Genomic DNA, 22,468 nt, shown 5'->3' with positions numbered 1-22,468 from the left:
AACCGGTTTCGATTTTAGTAAAAAAAATTTGCGGCTCCCAGGCGGACTCATGTATTCCCGCCCGGCGGCGCGCAGGATTCGCGCACGACCACTTCCACAGGAAGCGTCAGCTTCTCCTTTTTCTCCCGATTGCCGTCAATCGAAGCCAGCAGAATCTCCGCAGCCCGTGTGCCAAGCAGCTCCGTATCCTGCCGAACTGTTGTCAACGCCGGCGTAACGTACCCGGCAAGCTCAATGTCGTCATAGCCCATCACCGAAATATCGCCCGGTACGGAGAGCCCTTTGTCTTTGGCGGCCATTATCGCTCCCAGCGCCAGCAGGTCGCCCGCAGCGAATACGGCGGTTGGACGCTCCAGCAGCTCAAGCAGCTGCACCATCGCGCCATAACCTCCCTCGCGGGAATAAAAAGCGCCCTCGACGATGTAATCCTCCCGGACCTCAAGCCCCCGCTGCTTCATTGCCGCTGCATAGCCCAGCTCCCGCTGGCTTCCCGGATAGGTGTGCCCGCCCCCCGAAATATGGGCAATTCTATGGTGCCCCAAGGAGGCCAGATACTCTACCGCCTGCTGCGCTCCTCCCACGTTATCCGAGCAGACCGTATGCGACTCTGCCGTATCATAGTCCAGAATTACTGTGGGAATGTCACTCTCCAGCAGCTCCCGGAAATACGGGTCCTCATAATCCGACAAGAACACAACGACTCCATCCACACCGCGAATCCGGCAATTTTCCAAATATCCGCTTTGCTTGCCGCCGACATCCTTCGAAATAAACATCAGGGCGTAACCCTTGGCCACAGCAACCTGCTTGAAGCTCTCAATAACTGCGCTGAAAAAGGGATGGCGGATGCCCACTCCTGAGCCTTCGACAAACAGCACACCGATCGTCCATGATTTCTTGGTGGTCAATGTACGGGCATGCGCATTCGGCAAATACCCCATCTCTTGAGCTGTCCGCAGAATCTCCTGGCGTGTCTTCTCCCGGACGTCGGAGTAGTTATTGAACGCTTTGGATACCGTGGTTGGAGAGTAGCCGGTTTTTTTGGCAATATCATAAATCGTTGTCAATCCGGTTCCCTCCCGCTGGCCAAAAATGTAAGCCCTTTATTGTTCACTGCCATTCTAACGCCTTTACACCCGGCCGTCCAGCATAAAATATCTCTGCACCGAAGGCAGCAGCGTAACAATCTGTATCAGCATTCCAAGGCTCATATAGCAAATATGGATCAAAGAAACGGCGTTTAGCATATACGTCTGGACCATGATCCAAATGATCTGCCCGAAGCCGATATACAGGGAGAGGGACCACGCGCTATGCAGGGTTTTGAACGGAGTCAGTGCAGACGCCCATGTCCACTGCGGTTTCTTGATCAGGCCATACAGCACCAGCAAGGGCAGCAAGCCAAAGATCACCAGCAGCAGCAAGCCCGGGATTGCAAAATTCACAAAAGGAGATCTTTCCAGTATAGAAGCTGGCATTCCGATCATTTCTCCGCTGGGATCAGCCAGCAGCGTCAGCCCTCCCCCTATCGCTCCAAGCCCCAAAAAAGCCTGAAGAATATACAAACAAATGACGGCCCCCGGCCTCTTCTTATGTTTCTCCATCCTGCTCCCCCATTTTCGAAAAAGATAGCTTGGAGCTTCCCATGATCCGCATCCGTAAGCTTCGTGAGTAAAGTTTACAGGTTTTCCCGTCTGCCTGCCAAGACAGATGTCACAAATTAGGAGACAAGCTGCTTATTCCCGCCGCTGTGTGAACCCCTGCGCTTTGCGCTATACTAAAGTTACCAAAAAAAAGAAGGGAATGGACTGGCGTGCTGCATGCGTCCTTCCAAATATGCTTATGACCGATACCAATCTGCCATTATCCAAACAATGCGCTTACTGTAAGCAATATAAACCGCTCACCGAATTCCGCAGACGCACGGGCAAGCGCTCCAAGGGCCAGTCGCGCCGGGGCGCCTGCCGGGAATGCCGCAAGCTGCGCGAGGCCGGGAATGCCCAGATGCAGGTGCAAGTAAAAGGGGCCCCGGCCCTCAAGGAAGCCAAGACGCCCCATACCTCATCCGGGAGCAAGGGTAAGACGCGTCCGCGCGCAGCCGATCCCCGCCCGAGGGCTCCGCAGCTGCGGGGACCAAAGCCTGATCCCCAGGATGCCTCGGCCCTGGTTCCATCCGTTAAAGGTATGATTCTGATGCGCGGCCACAGCGACAAGGGCCGCCGCTGGCATCAGGAAATTGATCTTGAGCTTGCGGTGACGCTCGTCAAAGAGCATGCCGCCCTGGTGGTGAACCGCCGGACGATCCGCCGCATATACAGCAACAAGGATTTCCGGGCCTACATTCTGACCAGGGACAATTACACCTGCCACTTCTGCGGCTTGTACGGCGATACCATCGACCATCTGCTGCCGCGCGCCAAAGGCGGCCACACCACGCCGGACAATTGCGTCTGCGCCTGCAACCTGTGCAACCAGACCAAGGCCGACCAGTATGTGGAGGAGTTTATGGGCCGGTAGGCTTTCACAGCGATCCCGGATTTATGCATTCCAGGGCCCTATATCTATAAAAGCGCTCCCGCCTCAGAGATACACTGTTCAAATGAACAGCGGCCTGGGCTGGGAGCGCTTTGTGGGGCTCATGTAATTTTCTTGACCCGGCCGACTTGGCCGTCTGTCAGCCGCACCTTGATTCCGTGCGGATGGCGGGGCGAGTTGGTCAGAATATCTTTGACTACGCCGTGTGTAAGTTTGCCTGTAGCCTGATCCTGCTTCAGCACAATATCCACCTCAAGTCCGGGGCGGATATCTGCTCTAATTTGGCCGTTCATGATGTTCTCCCCTTTCATGAGTTATAATAGAGCTACACTTACGGATAAGGATGGGACAGCAATGGCCTTCGGAATTAAGAGAGAGGAATTAACCCGCTGGAAGCAGGCGGTCTCCGCAGGCGAGATCGCTTTCCTGACACATTATTGGCTGGACCCGCGTTTCCCGGGGATGACCACAGTAACCAAAGTCGGCTGCAGCGATCTCTCCCGGCTGAGAAGCTGGTGCGAGCAGAACGGGCTGCCGGCCCGGTATATTCATAACCGTGAGCCCTTCCCTCATTTTGATCTTATGGGACCGAAGCAGCAGGAAATTCTCCGGCAAGAAGAGCAATGGGAGCAGCTCGAAAGGTTTCATATGCTCTGATCAAGAAGAAACAGTAGGGCTGCGGACTACTTGGTGTTCCGCAGCTCCTTCATAATCTTCCGCCCGGTAGGGGTCTGGGCCAAGCCGCCCCCAGCCGTCTCGCGGTGCTTCTCCGGCATGGCCGAGCCGACCTCCAGCATAACCTTGATCACCTCGTCGGACGGAATTACACTGCGTACTCCGGCCAGTGCCATATCTGCAGCGGCGAGCGCCGTAACAGCACCGAAGCCGTTGCGCACAATGCAGGGAATTTCCACAAGCCCGCCTACAGGATCACAGATCAGCCCAAGGGTATTTTTGAGCGCGAGACCTACGGCATGAACCGCCTGCGCCGGTGTTCCGCCGCGCAGCTCGGTCAGTGCTCCCGCCGCCATCCCGATGGCCGAGCCCACCTCAGCCTGGCAGCCGCCCTCCGCCCCGGATACAAACGAATTATTGGCAATCACATAACCTATCGCACCGGCAGCAAACAAACCAGATACCATGTAATCATCATCCCAGCCGAAACGCTCCTGGCAGCTTAGGAAGACACCGGGGATAATTCCGCAAGAGCCTGCCGTCGGCGTAGCAATGATACGGCCCATTGAGGCGTTGACCTCCGAGACAGCCAGAGCATACGCCATGGCCTGGCCGGCAGGTCCGCCAAGACAAGGCTCATCCGCTGTGTTATAGGCAGCAACCCGCTGGGCATCAAGGCCCGTCAGACCACTGCGCGAGGTGGTATTCTCCGTCATGCCGCGGTGTACAGCCTCTTTCATGACGCCATAATACTGGCTCATCGTAGCGAATTCCTGCTCCTTGGACCGCCCGGATTCTTCGCTCTGCTCCTCCAGCATAAGTTCGCCGATGGTAAGTCCCCGTTCTTCACATAATACAGCCAGCTGGCTTAACGTTTGAAAATTCATCTTGTGCTTTCCTTCCCTTTCTGTTCTCGCCCATTCTCATTCAAATCCACAATTTTTACCGATTTAACAGCCGGCAAGGCCATCAGGTCCCTAAGCAGCCCCGGCGTCGCCGGCTCGTCCAGCTCCAGCACCGTCAAGGCAGCGCCGCTGCGGTTCTTGCGGTCAAGCGACATATGCCCGATATTGAGCTCTCCTTTGCGCATCACATCCGTTACACTGGCAAGCACCCCAAGATAGTCCATGTGCTGGATCAGCACTGTCGGATACATACCTGTGAGTTTCACCCCGAAGCCGTCAATATCAACGATTTCAATATTCCCGCCGCCGATGGATGTGCCTGTAAGCGTCAGCTCCGTGCCTGTCTCCGCGCCGACAAGACGCAGGCGGACCGTATTGGGATGAGGGAACAAGCCCGTTCCCTGCCCGAAGGAAATATTCATCCCGGCTTCGGCTGCAAGCTCAATAGAATCGGGCAGGCGGTGATCGTCCGTAGCGAAATCCAGCAGGCCCCCGGCAATCGCCCGGTCCGTGCCGTGCCCTTGATACGTAGCGGCAAAGGAGCCAAAGAAGGTCACCTCGGCCTCACGCGGCTGCTCACCCAGCACCTGCCGGGCCGCTCTGCCGATCCGCGCTGCGCCCGCTGTATGCGAACTTGAAGGCCCGACCATAGCCGGGCCAATAATTGAGAATACATCTTTAAACCGCATTGTCAGGTCTCCCGCTATCAAAATTCTACAATATATTCTTCCTGTATATTATACAGCAGCAGCATAAAAGCTACACCGTGACATCAGTTGTTACCTACTACCAGGACTATCGCTTACGAAATGAACTAAAAAACAGGGAAAACCGTAGGGTAGGCTGGTTCAATCTGAAATAACGGCAGAAATGCCGTTGTTGGAGCGAGATTGGACCGTTCAATCAGTAATAACGGCAGATATGCCGTTGTTGGAGCAAGATTAGACGGTTCAATCAGTAATAACGGCAGATATGCCGTTGTTGGAGCAAGATTAGACGGTTCAATCAGTAATAACGGCAGATATGCCGTTGTTGGAGCGAGATTAGACGGTTCAATCAGTAATAACGGCAGATATGCCGTTGTTGGAGCAAGATTAGACGGTTCAATCAGTAATAACGGCAGATATGCCGTTGTTGGAGCGAGATTGGACCGTTCAATCAGTAATAACGGCAGATATGCCGTTGTTGGAGCGAGATTGGACCGTTCAATCTGAATTAACGGCAGATATGCCGTTGTTGGAGCGAGATTGGACCGTTCAATCTGAATTAACGGCAGATATGCCGTTGTTGGAGCGTGACGGGGTGAGTTAAGTAAGGAAGTCCACCTCAGCTACCCGGCAAGTAGGGTGAACACGTCCAAAGCCATTTATTCCTGAAACTTTGAGTGCAGGGTTTAAAAAAATCCGTATGCGATTACCCTGTACCTAGTACGCCTTCCAGCGTATTAGCAGGTATCCTGAGAAAACAGGACGATGCCATCCCGCTCCTGCCAGCCGGTGCATGCCCAGAAGCTGCGGCCGAGACCGTTGTCCTCTATGACCATCAAATGGCATTTCATAATCCCGGACTCCCGCAGCTTCTGCAGACAAAGGGATACCAATTCCCGTCCGACTCCCTTGCCGCGGCTGTCTTCACTGACAGCCACATGATACATGTACCCTCTGCGCCCATCATGACCGCACATCGCAGTGCCGGCAATTGTGCCGTCCTCATTCTCGCAAATCTGGCTCATCCCGGGATTGCGCTCCAGATAGCGGACAATTTCCTCCCGGGAATCCGCGGAGCTGAGGCCCATTCCCGCCGTATTCTCCCATAACCGATAAGCGGCTTCGTAATCATCGGCAATCATTGGTCTGTAGTTCATCTCCTGCCCCCTTTTCTATTATGTTCATATGTATGGATAAGCTCTTCTGCAGACGGCTTCCAGCTCTGCCGGGGGCAGCCCGGCCAAGAGCAGCAACGCTTCATAAGGATCACCCGCAAGTCCCAGCAGCTTGGCAAAAGCCGGCTCCGTCTTCATTCCTTTGCTCTTCAGCAAGATCACCTCTTGGCGGAAGCCCGGTCCCAGCAGATTCAATATCCGATCCTCCACCAAAAGGTGTATATATCCGTTCTGCTTTTCTGTGGCCAAAGGCTGACCAAACAGCTCTACCGGCCAGCCGCCCGTAACAAAATTGATTTTGGTGCGGGGGAGTCCCCGAACCGTCCGGGTCACCGCACTATAGCCTTCCCAGTGTCCGAAGAATCGGCTGGCTTCTGCACTGAACCGCCCTGAATCATGGACCTCGCAAATGATATCCAGATCGCTGCCCTCCACCTGAATTCCCAAGGGAACCGTTCCGACCAGCAGCGGGTAATATTCCTCCAGCAGCTCCATAATGCGCAGCTCCCGCAGCAGTTGGCAGACCTCTCTTTGCACTTCCGTTCCCCGTTCCAAATAGCCCAGAGTCTGCAGCTTGTTCAAATTCAGCATGCCGGCCCCCTCCTTCATCTAACTAAGTCCTTGGGCCATATGATGGCTTAAGGACAACTGGCTGCGCACGCTTTTCTGGGCGGATGCATAAAAATATACCGAATGGCCGCTGCACACAAGCAACATCGCCCAATGAGCCTTATATCCCTATATGTCACGGGAGCCTGTATTCAGGTCAACAATCCCTGAAAGGATGTAAACCCATGAACAAACACAAAGAGTACGACCTTCCGTCCGTCAGGCTAAACGCAGGCATGTACGCATTAACCAAGCTGTCCGCCGCCGGACTGACCTTTATGCTGGTGTCCCTGCTGACGCTGGGAATCCCGCATACGGATGGCGTACCCGAGGGCTGGCCGACATCGGTGCCCTATGCCATTTATGCCTACGGCTTGCCGATGGCACTGGTGGCCGATGCGCTCCTGCGCATATTCCGCTCCTCTTCTCTCGTCCCGGCCCTGGTCGTGTACGCCGCCGCCGGTTATGGTGCAGGCCTGTGGCTGGCTTCGGAGCAAGGCGGCGATGCCCTGAGCTCCGGCATCGCCGGGATCTGTGTGCTGCTCCTTTTCCGGCTCGCGCAGTTGGCCGGCGAACGCCTGCCGCTCCTGCTTCCCGTGTTCGCTTTGTTCGTCCCGCTGCTCTGCCTGGTGCTGTTCTGAGCTGCGCTCAGAGCGCTTCAATAATGTCCCCGGCGATCACAGCCGATGGATCATGCCGCAAGCGGGCGGCGCGTTCCCCGGCCAGACCGTGCAGATATACACCAAAAGCCGCTGCCTGGGCGGCACTCAGCCCTTGCGCAAGCAGCCCGGCAATGATCCCGGTCAGCACATCGCCCGCACCGCCGGTTCCCATGCCCGGATGGCCCGTGATGTTCACATAGGCCTCACCTTCCGGCGTTGCAATCACGGTGTGCGCTCCCTTCAGCACAAGGGTAACCCCGTGCTTGCAGGCATAATCCAGCGCCAGACCAATCCGGTCCCGCAGCACCTCAGCCGTGGAAATCCCCGCCAGACGGGACATTTCCCCCGGGTGAGGCGTCAGGATGACCGGATGGCGGCGGCTGGCCCAAGCGGTGTAGCCGCTGTCTGCCAGAATGTTCAGGGCATCGGCATCAATGACAAGCGGAGCTTCGATGCCTTCCCATAACGTGCGCAGCCATTCCTGGTCGCCCTCGAACCGGCCAAGGCCGGGACCGATTGCAGCAACGTCCCGGCTGACACTCAGCCGCAGCACTTCTGCGGCAGTGCCGAAGCTCCAGGTACCGCTCTCTTCCCCAACTGCTGCCAGCATCAGCTCCGGGGCCGCGCCTATGACATAGGGCAGCAGCCTATCCGGCAGCGCCCAGGTGACGAGTCCGCAGCCGGCGCGCAGCGCGGCACGGGAGGCGAGCAGGCCTGCACCGCTCATGCTTAAGGTTCCTGCGGCCAGCAGGACATGCCCGTAGGTGCCCTTGTGGCCCTCGGGCGAACGGCGGCGCGACACGTCGACCCCAAGACGTGTCCGCAGCACTTCCGGCGTCAGCAGGCTGGCCGGGACGCCGCTCTCCCGCGCCAAGGCAGCGGGGATGCCGATGGAGCGGACCACCACACGCCCGGCACACGCCGCGCCGGGGTACTGCACCAGCCCGCGTTTGAGAAACGCGAGGCACACCGTCACCGCCGCATGAACGCAAGGCTCATGCGTCTGGCCCGTGTCCGCATCCAGCCCGCTCGGGATGTCTGCGGACACAATCGGTTTGCCGCTGCTGTTCGCGGCGGCAATCAGCTCCGCATAGGCACCGCGCGGGGCTCCCGCGCTGCCGGTGCCGAGCAGTGCATCCACGATGCCACTGCATGCGGCAAAGTCCACCCGGTCCCGCCCGTAGACCAGGGCGGGCAGGCCCATCGCTGCAGCGGCGTCCCGCTGCAGCGCAGCTTCCCCGGCCAGCGACTCCGGCGCGGCCGCGTACACCAGCGTGACGGCGATGCCCGCCTCACGCAGGTGCCTGGCGGCGGCGAGGCCGTCGCCGCCGTTGTTGCCTTTGCCGGCGAGGACGAGCCAATGCTCGGCGGCGGCATGCTCCAGGGTCAGCGCGGCATCGCCGCTGACCGAGAACAGCGCACCGTGTTCCCCGGTGCGCCCATCCCCGGCGCGGTGCCAGCAATCCGCGCCCGCCCCCAGGGCATCTCCAACTCTATCCACACCAGCCGGACTCCCAGCCCCCAGAGCACCTCCAGCTCTATCCGCACCAGCAGTGCTTCCTACCCCCAGAGCTACTCCGGCTCTATCCGCACCAGCCGAACTCCCAGCCCCCAGAGCATCTCCAGCTCTATCCGCACCAGCAGTGCTTCCTGCCCCCAGAGCATCTCCAACTCCATCCACACCAGCCGGGTTTTCTGCCCCCAGAGCTACTCCAGCTCTATCCACGCCCCCCACATACCAACCATCCGCAGCAGCAGCTCCACCCGAGCCACCTCCCGCCAGATGCCCAAAGCCCGCAGAGCCTCCCGCGAGCACACGCCCCCGCTCACGGCAAAAGCGGACGATCTCCTCAGCGATATTCCGTCCGGCATTTTCCATCAGCGCAACAGCCGGAATGCCCAGCCGCCGGGTCGTCTCGCGGTCCAGCTCCCGCATTTGCTCCGCAGTAACCAAATACATTGTTCCGTCCCCTCTCCGCCGTTACAGACCTTGATATTCGCCGGGCCGGCTGCGGAAATTTGGATGCCTCCGTATCCGCCCGTAAATTGCCATCGGCAATGCCGGTGGAGAGCAGAACTTAACCCGGATTTATTAAAACGGCAACACGATTAAATCACTCTTGGGTGCTCTCGTCAACACCCGGCTTTTTTCGGCTCCGACCAGAACATCATCCTCAATCCGCACTCCGCCAATGCCCGGCAAGTAAAGCCCCGGCTCAACCGTCATGATTGTATTCGCCACAAACGCATATTCCGCCCGATAGCTGATATAAGGCGCTTCATGGATATCCAACCCGATGCTGTGGCCGGCGCCGTGATTGAACAGGTCATTCACGTTTTCTCTTATAAAAGGACTGCGGATAATCGAATCCAGCTCTTTGCTCTTCATGCCGTGACGAATGGCGTTTAAGCCCGCCAGCTCCGCTTCCAGCACCAAATCATATATTTCTTCAAGACGTGGCTGAGGCTGACCTACCGCAATTGTTCTGGTTATATCTGAAGCATACCCTTGGAAGGTTGCGCCATAATCCAGGATAACCATATCTCCCTGTTCGATGACTTTATCACTTGCCTCACCATGAGGATAAGAGGAACGGATGCCCGATGCAACAATCGTTTCGAAGGAGGTTTTCTCCGATCCTTTCTGCTTCATGAAATACTCCATTTCGGCAGCCACCTGCTTCTCCGAAAGGCCTGGACGGATAAAATTTAGAATGTGTATGAAGGTCTGATCAACGATTTTCACCGCCTCTATCGTCTTGCGGATTTCATCCTCGTCCTTTACAGCGCGGAACTCCTCCACCCAGCCGTCTGCTGTTCTGGCCTTTACCTGAACCAGAGCTTTGAAATGCTCTCCGTCGCTGTAGCTCAAATGCGCCCCTTCGAACCCAACCTCTTGAATGTTGTGTTTGCGGATGATTTCTGCCGCTTCATCCAATAGGGATTGCTTCCAGCATGCAATCTGAATCAGGTCGCTCAGCTCCTCGCGGGCCTGCTCCACATAACGGCTGTCCGTAATAAAATAAATTTCCTTTTCCGTAACCAGCAAAGCTGAATCCTCGCCTGTAAACCCGCATAAATAGCGGACATTTTTAGGATTGCTCATATACAGGGCCGGAAGGTGCTCATCTGACATCTTTTTCAACAAACGTTCAATCCGCTTCATCTTGCATTACTCTCCTTCTTCATAACAGAAGGGAGGAATTTATCAAACTCCCCCCAACGTCTTGTTATATAGTCTTTATATATAAATGATAGTGCTCATGGTTCAGTTCAGCCAGCGGAGCAAATTCAAGCTTCAGAGCTTTATGGACAAAGCGGTTGGAGTCTGCAACCCGCTCAAATTGCTCAGCGATATCCCCCTTATGAACCGGCAGTTCATAGTACTCCTTCCGGGGTGACACAGCAGCAAGGATATAAGGGCCGAAGGCTACCGAAGCAAGGTCGGCTTTATCCGGCGTATATTCCAAACGCAGCTTCGGGCTGAACTTGATATTCACTTTATCGCCCTTGCTCCAATTGCGGGATAGCACGATATATCCGTTTTCTTCAGCAGCATGAACTTCTGTACCGTTCACATAAGCCAATACTTTTCCCTGATGCCAATAAGGCTTGCGGATTCTCAGGCTGGTTCTCGCCAGTGTCTCAATGTTAAGCTCCAGCTCACCGGTGAACACTTCAGGGACGGATTGCACCACCTGCAGCCCCTTCCCGGCATCCTCCAGAACAGACGAGACAAACAAATTGACATATAAGGAATCCGCGTCTTCGAAGAAAATCGCCTCGCCATACTTGAAGTGGTTTTCCAGCCCCGTTCCATGACAGCAGGAGTTCTCCTCATCGTACCCTTTTTGCCCGCCTGGAAGGGTCGGCATAAAGTAGGTGCTGGCGCCCAGGCATTCATGATCCGTGGAAGCAAGAATATGGTTGAGCATGGTCCGCTCGTAATAATCCATATACTTTACATCCTTCTCATACATATATAGCTGCTTTGTCAGCTTCAGCATATTGTAAGAGGCACAGGTTTCAGCTGTATGATCTGTAAGATGTGTACCTATTTTATTCGGCTGCTTGAACATTTCCCCTTCGCCGGTTCCGCCAATCGAGTAGATATGCGCATCCACAACCGATTCCCAGAAGAACCTGGAGAGTTCATAATATTGATCTTCTCTTGTAGCTTCGAAGATTTTGAAGGCTCCAACGATTTGCGGGATGTGCTGATTGGCATGCATCGCGCCCAGAGCGTCCACCTGCTGCGTCATCGGAAAGAACAAGCGGTCATTATCGAACAGCTTTGCCGCCAGAATATGCTGCTCCTTGTGCGTATAAGTAAAGAGCTCGGCCAGGGATTCATTGATGCCGCCGTATTCTCCGGCAATATACATGCTCCACATTTTCTTCAATTGCCCCTGCGGCAGCGCGCTTAAGCGGTTGTAGACCCAGTCTCCCAGCTTGTCAGCGATGGTCAGCGCCAGTCCGATGCCCGCAATGTTATAGCCATCTAATAGACCGGCCATAATTTTGTGCAGGGTATAATACGGAGCCCAGATTTCCGGATAACGTGTATATACCTCCAGTAGATCAAACTGCTCTTCGGAATACGCGCTGATAAATCCGTAATGGTAGCTGTCATCCGCCTCAAAGGCTAGCTGCACCTTGTTCAGTTCTTCAATCATGTAGTTCAATTTTGTGTAGATCTGCACATTGCCGGTTGAGGCATAGCATAAAGCCAGGGCAGAGAGGTAGTGCCCGGTGGTATGCCCTTTCAGCAGGCTGTCTTCCGAGTCCCAGCCGATCATTGCCGGAGCATTCAACATGTCCAGACCGGCGGCTTTTCTGAAATTGTAGAGCATTTGGTCATCGTCAACCGTCAATAAAAATTTCAGTCTCCGGTCCTGGGCAATTTTGGGCAGGGAGGAGCCTGCCAAATGCGCATTTTTTATCGGGACAGCATTCAACTGTTGCTTTTTGCCGCTCAATTTTGGGGTGCTGTTCTCTATCAGGATAACGGCCTCTACCTCATAGATAGTATCCGTCAGATTGCCAAGCGCCCTTTGCTCCCCGATATCGGCATAATTTCGTGTGTCGCCCCCACGCCATGTCACGGAATGGGCCAGCACATCTCCGCTTACGGTTTGAATGGAGACAACGGATGGCAGATGAAATTCCTTGTTCACTTCCCGCCGGAGGTAAACCGGAAAAATCTTTTCAACCTGGATTTTATTTTTCTCCTCCAGTATCTTCACTTCAAAAATCTTTTTCAGACTCGCCTCTCCGTAACTGAAGGTGGCAGTCACCGGAACGACCCGGTCTCCTTTTCCGTACTCAGGCTGGTGCACCTTCCCGGAGCCGTCAATCCAGCGGTCATCCTTCGAGACCCAGGTAATTTGCGAACCATTTTTGCCTTCGGTCGGCAAGGTGATATCAAACTCTACGGTTTTAAGATTTCCAAGATGCAAGGCCTCAATGTCCCTTTGGACAATTTCCAGATCAGTCAATGTATTCGACATTTGCTTTCCTCCTAGGCTTACTTTTTTAATCGCTTTCACATAATCCATGTTACAAGAAATAAAATTTACTGTCGGTAGTTGAAAAAAAGAATAGGTGGATTATAGTTACTATATGGCAATTTCGATTTATGGGAGGAGCTTAAGCTATGTACTTCGTTGATAAGGAATTTTCGGGGCAAGCAACCCTCATTTCTGCCGGAACTTTTCTTACAGATCGGCCTTGGATTCATAAAGAACGGATCATCGACAGCTATGAAATCATCAGTCCTATAGACTCCACCCTGTATATTGATTGCAACAATATCCCCTACGCTATTGAATCCGGCGAGATTCTTGTCATTCCTCCGCACACGCCTCACCGGGGGCTCAAATATTGTGAGGGCCGGATCAAATTTCACTGGCTGCACTTCGCAGCAAGCAATCTGCAGCTCAGGACTGAAGAGGATGTCCTCCAGGACATTAACGACAACAATCTGGATGAGATGATCGTTCTGCCCGTATACACCAACAAAATCGACTCCAAACGCTTCCACATCATGTTCAATCAACTGCTCGATTTGTACCAGAAGAATAAAAGAAAAAACTACTTGAATGCTTATTTGACCTGTCTTTTACACGAATTGACCTCGGAAATAATGGACTATCTTATCCAGAAGGAATTTAACGGCAACCGGCTGCAGCCAATCCAGGACTGGATCAGAATCCACGCCTTTGAGGATATTACGCTTGAACATATTGCCGATCACTTCAAATACAACAAAAACTACTTGTCCAGAATTTATAAGAAGAATACGGGAATCGGCATTTCGGAACAGATTATCAAATTCAGGCTGAAGCACGCGAAAGAGCTGTTGACCGAGACCGACCTAAGCATTAACGAAATCGCCTCGGAAGCCGGATATGAGGACTCGAAATATTTCATGCGTTTGTTTAAAAAATATGAGAGCGTCACCCCCACCGAATATCGAAAAACCTTTTTCTACAAGCATTTTAATAAAAAATAATTGGATGCTGCATAGTCCACCTTAAGTTAGGTTTGCGCTACCGTTTTTCACAGAAATTGATGCTATCCTTAAAAGTAAGCGGTTTCCGCAAAACAACCTTACAGGGGGATTCTATGACAGAGCATGCCGAGCTAAAAATTTCAGCCGTCCGATTTATTGATCTCCAAAGAATCGAAATCTATTGGAATGCCGATGCAGAAGGGGCCAATGATCCGCGGTCTTTTTCAGTGGAGCTTAATGGAGTGAGTCAGCCGCTGTGCAATAACGATGATCCGGAAGCCTGGGATACCCGATGTGTGTACGAGAAGACTAAACAGAGAACCACCCTAAGTCTGCAAAACCCTATACAATTTAGCGATTTGGGTAAAGTTACGCTGTCGGTCGTTGGGCCTGTCCGCAGTGCACAGGGGAGCCAGCCATCGCTTCATCCCTCCTATCCTATTAAGAATCTTGAGCACTTCTATACCCGGTTTACCCGCACTACATCAGGAATTCTGATTAAATCCTCGGCCCAGGTTGACTATGCTGTACATGAGAAGGCGTGTGCGATGCTTGAAATCATGTTATGCACAAGACCTGAGATTGCGGAGAAATTGGAGGAGCATCATGCCGCTCTGGCTATTTATGGACTACAGGAGGATGCCTATGACATACCGGAGCATCGCGGCGGAACGGATTTCTTGCAATATCCCGTAGAGGGCTTCGGCGGAACTCCACTCATCCCCGTGACTTCGGTATCAGAAAAGAATGTTATGCGTTATGTAGAAGGGCCCTCCCAGACCAAATATAAAAATGAATCCATTGTGGCCCATGAATTCGGGCATGCCGTCCATCTGATCGGAATTAATAATCTGGAGGACCAGACACTCGCCAAGCAGCTTGTTGCTGCCTATGAGCATGCTGCCTCGAATAACCTTTGGCCCGGAACCTATGCCATCTCGAATTACGAGGAATACTTCGCGACTCTAACGGCCATCTGGTTTAACGTTATGGCTGAAAGCAGCGACGGTACCTGGGATGGCGTCCGTGGCCCGGTCAATACCCGCGAGGAATTGAAAGCGTATGATCCTGTAGGTTATGCCTTTTTTGAGTCTATTTATCCCGATCGCTCCTTCCCTGAGCCCTGGAGCAGCACACCGAATCATTTCCCCGTTCCAGTGGCCTGAACGATCTACACAAACAACCCCCGAACCTTCAGTTGGTGAAGGTTCGGGGGTTGTTTGGCTGGCGCTGCTGTTATTCAGCTTCCAGTATGAATAACCTGGACAGGAAATCTCCCCGCGGGACTTTGGAATGATAATCGCCGGAAGTGCTGTCATTCAGCAGGATTCCAATTTCCATCCATTCGTCGCCATAGCCGGAATGCTCGTAATTATTTTCGGTTATGCGGTACTTCTTGCCTTGATCCAGCCCGGCGAGTCTCAATCGCGTATACCCGCCGTTTACTGCAGTAAGTGTCCGGTAATACCCCACAATTCCGCGGTTTTTATCCTTGGACAACACCATCCATGCAGTTATATTCCCGTCAAAAGGACTAGCCAGCCGGTAGAATGTACCCTGATGAATAAGCTCCCGGTTCGCTTTCATAAATTGGACTTGCTCCCGGACCAGTGTCTCTTCAGCCTCAGACAGCAGATTCAGGTCCAGTTCATAGCCAAAGGTGCCAAAATACGCTACATCTCCCCTTGTGGCAAGCGAGGTGCTGCGGCTGGTTTGATGGTTAGGAACCGCTGACACATGGGAACCCATACTGCCAAGCGGATATAACATAGAGGTTCCGTATTGGATTTTCAGCCGCTCGACGGCATCCGTATCATCTGAAATCCAGCCCTGCGGACAGTAATACAGCATACCCGGATCAAACCTTCCCCCGCCGCTGGCGCAGGATTCAAACAGCACCTCAGGGAATTTTCCAGTCAGACGCCCGAACAGCTCATACAAGCCTAAGATATATTGATGATACACTTTCCCTTGATAATCGCTGTCTCTCCCGGCGGAAAACACCTCTGACATAGAGCGGTTCATATCCCATTTTACGTAGGAAATATCCGACTCGGACAGTATCTTGCTGATGGTAGCATCCAAATAATCAATAACTTCAGCTTTCGTCAAATCCAGCACGTATTGATTTCTGCCCGGGCTCATGGAACGGTAAGGAACCGACATAATCCAGTCGCTGTGCTTCTGGTACAGCTCGCTTTCCTTACTGATCATCTCCGGCTCGAACCAAAGGCCGAATTTCAGGCCCATGTCTGTTATTTTGCGGGCCAGACCGGAAATTCCGTTCGGCAATTTATCCGTATTGGGATGCCAGTCCCCGAGCGAAGTCGTATCTGTATTGCGCTTGCCGAACCATCCGTCATCCAGAACAAATAATTCAATTCCCAGCCCAGCGGCTGAACGGGCAATTTCCACAATTTTCTCTTCATTAAAATTCATATAAGTGGCTTCCCAGTTATTAATCAGAATGGGGCGGGGCCGATCCCTCCAGAAGCCCCGCACCAATCGGGTCCGGTAGAGCTCATGGAAGGTCTGGCTCATAGGGTTCAGCCCTTTATCCGAATACACCATGACCGCTTCAGGGGTCTGGAAATCCTCTCCCGGCAGCAAGCTCCAATCGAAGCCATTCGGGTGAATCCCCATCATCACACGCGTGACATCATACGTATCCGCCTCCACTTGAGCCAGAAAATTGCCGCTGTAGATCAGGCTGAGTCCGATGGCTTCTCCGAGAAACTCCGTCGTTTCCTTCCGCTTCAAGCCGATAAAAGGATTATAATTATGGCTGCTGTGTCCCCGCAGGCTATAGATACTCTGGATGCCGCGATGCAGCGGATGGGTCTGAATATGCCGCTCCCTTCCCCATGCGCCGGTTAAATTGATCATTTCATAATCCTGATCCGGAAGGTCCAGATTCAGGCTCATGGCAGATTCAAGCCGGATCGTCTGCTGTCCCAGGTTGCTTATCTTTATATTTCTGGTTAGGACAGGCAGGCTGTTATAGAGGGTATACTGCAATTCCACTTGGCAATCCAGCCATTTATCGAGCAAAAAAACTCGGAGAGTCTGTGCTTCATCCTCATTCTCGACATAAGTCGCCGGCAGTCCTTCAAGATAAGGTTTGCCGGGGACAATCTCATGACTTACGTACTCCAGACAGGTGGTATGGCTGCCATCCTCCTGAAGAATATGCAGTCCGCAGCTTCGCAGATCCCCTGCTCCGTATACAGAAATCTCCTGTTTAACCTGTTCAAGCGAAAATTTGGCATTGCCCTCGAACACACAGGGGGACATATCGCGGAAGCCCAGCTCCAGAAGATGCGAGAAGTCCTCCTGATCGCGGATTCTTTTACCGTAATATAAATGTCCCGGCTGATGATTCGGCATGATGCAAAAAATATAACTGATCTCATCATTATACAAGTGGAATTGTCTCGTTGTTTCATGAAATACTATTGGCATGACCCTAAGCTCCTTTTAACAAAGCGCCGGCAAATGGCTCTGTCAGCACTTTTGTTGTTATACCATATCCTTCTCGATATTTTTCGAAAATACAAAGATGAACAAGGCCGTAATCAGCAGAAGCGCTGTCATAATAGGGAACAGATTTACTTGCTCATCTGCCGTCTGATAGAAGTTGAACAGAATCAAGGCAATCCCGTTCCCGATCGTACCCGCTTGCCCCCAAGCTGTCTGCATCTGGGTATCATAAGCGTCCGGCGACAATTTGGCTACAAGCGATGAACCAATCGGCCAGACCAGATTATCCGAGAACGTAAGGAACAGGTAGTAGAATACCATCCAGAGCAAGCTATACGGCGCCGAGTCCTTGAACAAAATAATCGGAATGGTCAGCAGGCCGTAGCCAAGAGCGGAGAAGAGAATACCCCAGCCATACTTATAGGTTGTTCGGATATTCGTTGCACGGGTTTTGGTCCAGAGCCATACAAACACAGGCGCCAGCGCTAACCCTAGAACAGTATAGATGGTTCCCACCGACCCGGGGGCAAGTTCAAATCCAAAGATTTTGCGGTTAATTTTCTGGTCTATAAAAATAGCCACCGTCGAGGTCAGCATGGTTCCGCACAGCGCCATTACGATTTGCGCCGAGAACAGCTTCAGGAAAGGCTTCATTCTTCTTCTGTCCGTTGTCGTCAAGTCTTTCTTGCTCATAAGATTGGTCAAGAAGACTATCGGAATAATAAAGGTCGCCGAAGTAATGATGTTTAGTACTCCCTGGAAGGACATTACTTTGTTCAGGACCAACGCTACAATTGTGCCGATAAAAACAACCATAATGGCTATAAACCGGGTGAATAATTTAGCGAATTTCCCTTCTTCAAGCGGCTTGACCGGCTTCTCGCCCAGGGTGCCAAAATACTTGTGCTGCGTAACAAAAATAACGGCGCCATACAGAAAAGCAGCAATGGCAGCGATCAGAAAGCCGATATGGTAGTTTTTCATACCAATTTGACCGACCAGCACCGGAGCCACCAGACCGGCAATATTATTCGCAATGCCATGAATGGTAAATGCAGCATCACGTCTGCCGTTATCGGATTTGCGGTACAATTGGCCCGTCAGTGAAGCATTGCTCGCGCCCATAATTGGAAGCGCCATCAAAAATAAGGCGATTAACGCAAAAATTCTTCCCTGGGTCAGCGAAAAAGCCGGAATAGCCAGAATCCCAAACGCCGTCCCTTTTACTATATTCCCTATAATCAAGGCTTTCCGCATCCCCAATACGCGGTCCGCCAGCCAGCTTCCCAGAATCCCAAAGATGGAATTGCACGCAGCCATCGCTGTAATCATGGAGGCAGCCTGACCTTCTGTGAAGCCTAATCCTTTCGTATACGGAGTATAGAGATAGAAAATTAAAATCGCATACAAAGCTCCCCATGCAAAGGAGTTGAAAAAATTACCTGCTGCCAGCGCCCCTACCCCTCTTGGATGCCCCAAAAATTTCTTGTCGTCAAGCACTTCCTCTGGATTCATAGCGATTCCTTCTTTCATCAGTATTTCTGTTCAAGTTTTCCCTTTAAAATATATCAGATAACCTTTTCTAAAACGGTAGCGAAAAGTTGGGATAGGTGGACATTTGTTACCTAGTACATTTTGGATATATGAACGGAAAATCAAAAAAGAGCCGACCCTAAACCCATCCGTCAAATGATGAGATGCTATCAGTTGCATTGTTCAATCCGTCTGCCTTCAACGCTTCAGAATCAGAATAGCGATTGATTAGCTTTAACGCTTATACTATGAATTATTTTTACTTATTAAGGGATAATTGAAGAATGATCGTTTTAAACGCAAACAATTTAAAAGAGCTAAGTATTAATTAATGTTAGGGAGATGGATGGATTGAAAGGAGCAAATGTTGCCTTTTTATCGGTTATGAGTAACACTTTTATTGTTTTGTTAAAACTTGTTGTTGGAATTGTGACTGGCTCTATTGCGGTGATTTCCGAAGCAATTCATTCTGCATTAGATTTAGCGGCTGCACTCATCGCTTTTTTTTCAGTACGTATATCCGGCCAAGTTGCAGATGAAGAACATCCTTATGGACATGGAAAGACGGAAAATGTATCGGGTACCATAGAAACGTTACTTATATTCGTAGCAGGTATCTGGATTATGTACGAATGTATTCATAAAATTTTAAATCCAGCACCTGTTGAACTTCCATACTTAGGGATTATTGTTATGTTCGTTGGAGCCGGTATCAACTATTTTGTTTCTCTAAAAGTGAAAAAGACAGCAACAGAAATGCATTCCGTAGCTATGAAGTCAAATTCTTTGCATTTGCTTACCGATGTCTTCACATCTTTAGGAGTTGGATTTAGTTTGTTACTGGTCACCGTAACGGGATGGCATATTTTAGATCCCATCATTGGTATCGTTCTAGCTTTGTATATCATGCGGGAAGCCTATAAGTTAATGAAAGAGTCTTTTCCTCCGCTAATTGACGCTAGGTTGTCCGAAGAAGAGGAAAAAAGCATCTTAAATATAATTTCTAATTTTGAGCACAAGTTCATTGAAATTCATGATTTTCGTACTCGACGCTCTGGCCCAGAAGAGTTTATAGATTTCCATCTTGTAGTCCCGGCTAATATGGAGTTGGACGCTTCACATCAGCTATGTGATGAAATTGAGCAGGCAATTACAAGCGTTTTTTATCGTGCAAATGTCCTTATTCACGTTGAACCTGAATATAAACGCTTGGAGATCAATAATGAAACTTAATTAGCATATAGGATCAAACGGGGAGAAAAGATTAACTAACTGATGCCAGCCATTTTGTCGCTCTTGGGCCCCCAAATTCACCCATCACAATTCCTCCTTTGCAATTGAATGCAACATAGGATATGTGGGATTGTCATCTATGCTTGGGTAAATAGGAATCGGATTAAGGAGGAATGAATATAAAACTGGCCTATTGCCGAGTCCGGCATTTATGGAATTCATCGTATAACCAAAAATAACCAGGCACAAGCCCTGCGGGCTATTTTATATATGCTCTAAATTCAAATCGTTACCGGACGAACCGAGCACCGGCTATCATAATCGAATCCGGCGTACATCCCTCTACAATGCCCCCGTAATCCATGAGATGGCCTATTGGGTGCAGTTCAAGCCGAATACCTTAAATTGAGCCAGCGCTGCCGTCAGAAAGTCTATGTCGCTCTCCAAGATTTTATAATTTCATTTCCCTTCAGAACAAAATGCAACCCTTGCCCAGTTCACTGTTTCTACTAATCTGCAGCATTGACCATTGGAATTTTATAGAATAATATTACATCTATACAACAAAATTATAATTCTTGGAATTTAGTTAGGTGGTGTCTACATGGTCCCTACTACAGCCACGATTCGCGATGCACTAGCGTTGTATCTATCTCAGCAGGGGATGTCCATTCATCAATTTGCCGGACAGGCCGGTATTAATTCAGGAACGCTCAGCCGGATACTTAAGGGTCAGCAGCCGATTGCCATGAATCATCTGGAGCGGATTACCAAGGGGATAGGTTTGCCGGAGGACCATTTCTACAGCTTATACGTGGACGAATGTTTCTACTATTCGTCACCCACTTGGCGGCGTTTGCGGCCTTTTCTTTTGCGTTCAGCCGCATTAGGCCGTCTCGATTGCGTTGAACAGGTCGTTCAGAATCTGCTTGAGAATCTGACCTATGCCCCCATGCTGTTCGAAGTGGCGGAGGGGCTGTTTCAGGACGGACTGTGGCAGGCTGCAGGGTTACTATATAAGAATGTAAGCGCTAGTGAGAAGTATCAGAATTCGGAGCGGCTGGCAGTATGCCAATACCGCCTATTTAAAATTGCCTTGTGTGACGATCAGAGTATTAATTCGCGAGAGGCGATTCTCTTTGAGTGTTACATAGATCGACTAGATGAGGCCGATCAATTAGATGGAATAATAGACCTGCTGAATGTCTATTATTCCTTGCAGCAGTGGCCTAAGGTGGATGAGCTGGCACAGAAGATGCTACGGCTCGCTACACTCCGTTATAATTTCCAACGCCAGTCGAACCGTAAACAAGACAATGGAAAAGTGTCTCGAAGACCACTATATCACTATATTCTAAACGCCAATCTTTTCCTCTCAAGTATCTGTATGGAATACGGAGACTATAAATCTGCAATAGAGCGTGTGCCCCTTTATATGGACGGAAGCTGGATAGAGGAAGACGATGAAGAAGCCCAACGGACATTATCCCAGTTTCGGGAGTGGGGAACGGCGAACATCTATTTGTATCGCGTACTGGATGGACAATTGGAAGCGCTGGCTGATTATGTGGAATATATCGCAACACAACCGGACGAGATATTTACGGCTATGTACCATATTATCAAATCGGCTAACCGGTATGACTGGAATGTTGATCACATTCTGGAACGTTTCTCTGCCTACATCCCTTATCGAACCTATAGATCGGAATTTGGTGAATACAATCAGCAGATTATGGCAGACAAACACGCCAGATTTCTTGCTGAACTGGCCGCCTATTACTTACATAATAAACGAAATGAAGGAATTAGCTTTGTACTACAAAGTTTGGAATCATCTGCTATGATTAACAATGAGAGTATAGCGATCACTTGTGCTGATCTGTTTGAACAATATCGGTATGCAGCAACAGAAAAAGAAAAGGATAGATACAAACTTCTGATCAGAGAGGTGCGGAATTCGAATGCCAAGAAAAGTCATCAAGCTTTTAGTTTTATGTAGTTTGTTGTCTGTAATTGTTCTTCCTACAGGAAACATTGAAATCGTAGCAGATAACAACACTCAATCGTTAATCCAAACCATGTCACATGGTATCGGTGGTAGTTGAATCTCTTCTACCGTTCGGTAATGGATTCCAAGTGTGGCAAGGACGATCTGAGCTTCTCTTTTCACTTCCACACTATCCACCTTCGTTTTCACCGAAAATCCAATGACTAACCAATCGACGTTCTCGATTATTTTCGAGAGCGTTTTTCATTTCCTGTCATTTATGGACAGAACAAATTATAATTTCCTAACCAATCGAGTAGGAGGGGGCGGTAGGCCCCCGTCCTCTCACACCACCGTACATGCGGGTCCGCATACGGCGGTTCCAAAAGTTAACAAAGCTCCAGATAACGTGAAAGCAAACTTTTCAGCCCTCTCGCTTCCCAGTAGGAA

Annotated in this window: 20 protein-coding genes; 8 read left to right on the top strand and 12 right to left on the bottom strand. The window is 51.0% G+C overall.

What is annotated here, in order from left to right; all coding sequences use genetic code 11:
- Window positions 1-47 precede the first annotated feature (47 nt).
- Both AC0LWN_RS29540 and AC0LWN_RS29535 read right to left on the bottom strand, forming a co-directional pair.
- A complete protein-coding gene (locus tag AC0LWN_RS29540) occupies window positions 48-1,067 on the bottom strand; it encodes a LacI family DNA-binding transcriptional regulator (protein WP_474671690.1) in 1,020 nt (339 codons plus the stop codon).
- A gap of 63 nt (window positions 1,068-1,130) precedes the next feature.
- Window positions 1,131-1,604, bottom strand: a complete 474-nt coding sequence (locus AC0LWN_RS29535; RefSeq protein WP_474671688.1) for a hypothetical protein — start codon at window positions 1,602-1,604, stop codon at window positions 1,131-1,133.
- A gap of 199 nt (window positions 1,605-1,803) precedes the next feature.
- Here AC0LWN_RS29535 and AC0LWN_RS29530 point away from each other — a divergent pair, with 199 nt between their 5' ends.
- Complete coding sequence (locus tag AC0LWN_RS29530; protein WP_474671686.1) at window positions 1,804-2,517, top strand: HNH endonuclease; 714 nt, start codon at window positions 1,804-1,806, stop codon at window positions 2,515-2,517.
- 119 nt (window positions 2,518-2,636) lie between these two features.
- Here AC0LWN_RS29530 and AC0LWN_RS29525 read toward each other — a convergent pair whose 3' ends face one another.
- A complete protein-coding gene (locus tag AC0LWN_RS29525; RefSeq protein WP_474671684.1) occupies window positions 2,637-2,828 on the bottom strand; it encodes a YwbE family protein in 192 nt (63 codons plus the stop codon).
- A gap of 61 nt (window positions 2,829-2,889) precedes the next feature.
- On the opposite strand from AC0LWN_RS29525, the gene AC0LWN_RS29520 reads away from it, so the two are divergent.
- Window positions 2,890-3,192 carry a hypothetical protein gene (locus AC0LWN_RS29520; protein WP_474671752.1) on the top strand — a complete coding sequence of 101 codons (303 nt, stop codon included), beginning with the start codon at window positions 2,890-2,892 and terminating at the stop codon, window positions 3,190-3,192.
- Between the two features lie 26 nt (window positions 3,193-3,218).
- Here the strand turns inward: AC0LWN_RS29520 and sdaAA are convergent, their stop codons facing one another.
- Complete coding sequence (sdaAA, locus tag AC0LWN_RS29515; protein ID WP_474671682.1) at window positions 3,219-4,097, bottom strand: L-serine ammonia-lyase, iron-sulfur-dependent, subunit alpha; 879 nt, start codon at window positions 4,095-4,097, stop codon at window positions 3,219-3,221.
- A complete protein-coding gene (gene sdaAB / locus AC0LWN_RS29510; RefSeq protein ID WP_474671680.1) occupies window positions 4,094-4,804 on the bottom strand; it encodes an L-serine ammonia-lyase, iron-sulfur-dependent subunit beta in 711 nt (236 codons plus the stop codon). The genes sdaAA and sdaAB overlap by 4 nt, the downstream gene beginning before the upstream one ends.
- Before the next feature lie 201 nt (window positions 4,805-5,005).
- Between sdaAB and AC0LWN_RS29505 the strand changes: the two genes are divergently transcribed.
- The gene (locus tag AC0LWN_RS29505; protein ID WP_474671678.1) at window positions 5,006-5,329 is read left to right on the top strand and encodes a hypothetical protein; all 324 of its coding nucleotides are present in this window, start codon (window positions 5,006-5,008) and stop codon (window positions 5,327-5,329) included.
- A 230-nt stretch (window positions 5,330-5,559) separates the two neighbouring features.
- Here the strand turns inward: AC0LWN_RS29505 and AC0LWN_RS29500 are convergent, their stop codons facing one another.
- Window positions 5,560-5,979: a GNAT family N-acetyltransferase gene (locus tag AC0LWN_RS29500; protein WP_474671676.1), complete on the bottom strand. Its 420-nt coding sequence runs from the start codon at window positions 5,977-5,979 to the stop codon at window positions 5,560-5,562.
- A 24-nt stretch (window positions 5,980-6,003) separates the two neighbouring features.
- Complete coding sequence (locus tag AC0LWN_RS29495; protein ID WP_474671674.1) at window positions 6,004-6,588, bottom strand: DUF4269 domain-containing protein; 585 nt, start codon at window positions 6,586-6,588, stop codon at window positions 6,004-6,006.
- Window positions 6,589-6,671: 83 nt separating this feature from the next.
- Between AC0LWN_RS29495 and AC0LWN_RS29490 the strand changes: the two genes are divergently transcribed.
- Window positions 6,672-7,247, top strand: a complete 576-nt coding sequence (locus AC0LWN_RS29490) for a hypothetical protein (RefSeq protein ID WP_474671672.1) — start codon at window positions 6,672-6,674, stop codon at window positions 7,245-7,247.
- Between the two features lie 7 nt (window positions 7,248-7,254).
- Here AC0LWN_RS29490 and AC0LWN_RS29485 read toward each other — a convergent pair whose 3' ends face one another.
- The 3 genes from AC0LWN_RS29485 to AC0LWN_RS29475 all read right to left on the bottom strand — a co-directional run bounded on the left by AC0LWN_RS29485 (window position 7,255) and on the right by AC0LWN_RS29475 (window position 12,778).
- Window positions 7,255-9,228 carry an NAD(P)H-hydrate dehydratase gene (locus tag AC0LWN_RS29485; protein WP_474671670.1) on the bottom strand — a complete coding sequence of 658 codons (1,974 nt, stop codon included), beginning with the start codon at window positions 9,226-9,228 and terminating at the stop codon, window positions 7,255-7,257.
- A gap of 132 nt (window positions 9,229-9,360) precedes the next feature.
- Complete coding sequence (locus AC0LWN_RS29480; RefSeq protein ID WP_474671668.1) at window positions 9,361-10,434, bottom strand: M24 family metallopeptidase; 1,074 nt, start codon at window positions 10,432-10,434, stop codon at window positions 9,361-9,363.
- A gap of 64 nt (window positions 10,435-10,498) precedes the next feature.
- Window positions 10,499-12,778: a beta-L-arabinofuranosidase domain-containing protein gene (locus AC0LWN_RS29475; RefSeq protein WP_474671666.1), complete on the bottom strand. Its 2,280-nt coding sequence runs from the start codon at window positions 12,776-12,778 to the stop codon at window positions 10,499-10,501.
- Between the two features lie 146 nt (window positions 12,779-12,924).
- On the opposite strand from AC0LWN_RS29475, the gene AC0LWN_RS29470 reads away from it, so the two are divergent.
- Both AC0LWN_RS29470 and AC0LWN_RS29465 read left to right on the top strand, forming a co-directional pair.
- On the top strand, window positions 12,925-13,782 hold the full coding sequence (locus tag AC0LWN_RS29470; protein WP_474671664.1) for a helix-turn-helix domain-containing protein: 858 nt from the start codon (window positions 12,925-12,927) through the stop codon (window positions 13,780-13,782).
- 113 nt (window positions 13,783-13,895) lie between these two features.
- The gene (locus AC0LWN_RS29465) at window positions 13,896-14,948 is read left to right on the top strand and encodes a hypothetical protein (protein WP_474671662.1); all 1,053 of its coding nucleotides are present in this window, start codon (window positions 13,896-13,898) and stop codon (window positions 14,946-14,948) included.
- 70 nt (window positions 14,949-15,018) lie between these two features.
- On the opposite strand, the gene AC0LWN_RS29460 is transcribed toward AC0LWN_RS29465, so the two are convergent.
- Complete coding sequence (locus AC0LWN_RS29460; RefSeq protein WP_474671660.1) at window positions 15,019-17,244, bottom strand: alpha-galactosidase; 2,226 nt, start codon at window positions 17,242-17,244, stop codon at window positions 15,019-15,021.
- A gap of 57 nt (window positions 17,245-17,301) precedes the next feature.
- Window positions 17,302-18,777, bottom strand: coding sequence for a peptide MFS transporter (locus tag AC0LWN_RS29455; RefSeq protein WP_474671658.1), 1,476 nt, complete (start codon window positions 18,775-18,777; stop codon window positions 17,302-17,304).
- Between the two features lie 369 nt (window positions 18,778-19,146).
- On the opposite strand from AC0LWN_RS29455, the gene AC0LWN_RS29450 reads away from it, so the two are divergent.
- Window positions 19,147-20,028, top strand: a complete 882-nt coding sequence (locus tag AC0LWN_RS29450) for a cation diffusion facilitator family transporter (RefSeq protein ID WP_474671656.1) — start codon at window positions 19,147-19,149, stop codon at window positions 20,026-20,028.
- A 604-nt stretch (window positions 20,029-20,632) separates the two neighbouring features.
- Window positions 20,633-22,030: a helix-turn-helix domain-containing protein gene (locus AC0LWN_RS29445; protein WP_474671654.1), complete on the top strand. Its 1,398-nt coding sequence runs from the start codon at window positions 20,633-20,635 to the stop codon at window positions 22,028-22,030.
- Window positions 22,031-22,468 lie beyond the last annotated feature (438 nt).

The organism is Paenibacillus sp. sgz302115 (assembly GCF_056120445.1).
This window is presented reverse-complemented; position numbering and strand designations above follow the sequence as displayed.

What these genes read in the sequence shown, in the direction of transcription:
- AC0LWN_RS29535 (WP_474671688.1), bottom strand. Translation starts at nt 1,604, where the DNA reads ATGGAGAAACATAAGAAGAGGCCGGGGGCCGTCATTTGTTTGTATATT.
- AC0LWN_RS29530 (WP_474671686.1), top strand. Translation starts at nt 1,804, where the DNA reads ATGGACTGGCGTGCTGCATGCGTCCTTCCAAATATGCTTATGACCGAT.
- AC0LWN_RS29525 (WP_474671684.1), bottom strand. Translation starts at nt 2,828, where the DNA reads ATGAACGGCCAAATTAGAGCAGATATCCGCCCCGGACTTGAGGTGGAT.
- AC0LWN_RS29520 (WP_474671752.1), top strand. Translation starts at nt 2,890, where the DNA reads ATGGCCTTCGGAATTAAGAGAGAGGAATTAACCCGCTGGAAGCAGGCG.
- sdaAA (WP_474671682.1), bottom strand. Translation starts at nt 4,097, where the DNA reads ATGAATTTTCAAACGTTAAGCCAGCTGGCTGTATTATGTGAAGAACGG.
- sdaAB (WP_474671680.1), bottom strand. Translation starts at nt 4,804, where the DNA reads ATGCGGTTTAAAGATGTATTCTCAATTATTGGCCCGGCTATGGTCGGG.
- AC0LWN_RS29500 (WP_474671676.1), bottom strand. Translation starts at nt 5,979, where the DNA reads ATGAACTACAGACCAATGATTGCCGATGATTACGAAGCCGCTTATCGG.
- AC0LWN_RS29495 (WP_474671674.1), bottom strand. Translation starts at nt 6,588, where the DNA reads ATGCTGAATTTGAACAAGCTGCAGACTCTGGGCTATTTGGAACGGGGA.
- AC0LWN_RS29490 (WP_474671672.1), top strand. Translation starts at nt 6,672, where the DNA reads ATGCATAAAAATATACCGAATGGCCGCTGCACACAAGCAACATCGCCC.
- AC0LWN_RS29485 (WP_474671670.1), bottom strand. Translation starts at nt 9,228, where the DNA reads ATGTATTTGGTTACTGCGGAGCAAATGCGGGAGCTGGACCGCGAGACG.
- AC0LWN_RS29480 (WP_474671668.1), bottom strand. Translation starts at nt 10,434, where the DNA reads ATGAAGCGGATTGAACGTTTGTTGAAAAAGATGTCAGATGAGCACCTT.
- AC0LWN_RS29475 (WP_474671666.1), bottom strand. Translation starts at nt 12,778, where the DNA reads ATGTCGAATACATTGACTGATCTGGAAATTGTCCAAAGGGACATTGAG.
- AC0LWN_RS29470 (WP_474671664.1), top strand. Translation starts at nt 12,925, where the DNA reads ATGTACTTCGTTGATAAGGAATTTTCGGGGCAAGCAACCCTCATTTCT.
- AC0LWN_RS29465 (WP_474671662.1), top strand. Translation starts at nt 13,896, where the DNA reads ATGACAGAGCATGCCGAGCTAAAAATTTCAGCCGTCCGATTTATTGAT.
- AC0LWN_RS29460 (WP_474671660.1), bottom strand. Translation starts at nt 17,244, where the DNA reads ATGCCAATAGTATTTCATGAAACAACGAGACAATTCCACTTGTATAAT.
- AC0LWN_RS29455 (WP_474671658.1), bottom strand. Translation starts at nt 18,777, where the DNA reads ATGAATCCAGAGGAAGTGCTTGACGACAAGAAATTTTTGGGGCATCCA.
- AC0LWN_RS29445 (WP_474671654.1), top strand. Translation starts at nt 20,633, where the DNA reads ATGGTCCCTACTACAGCCACGATTCGCGATGCACTAGCGTTGTATCTA.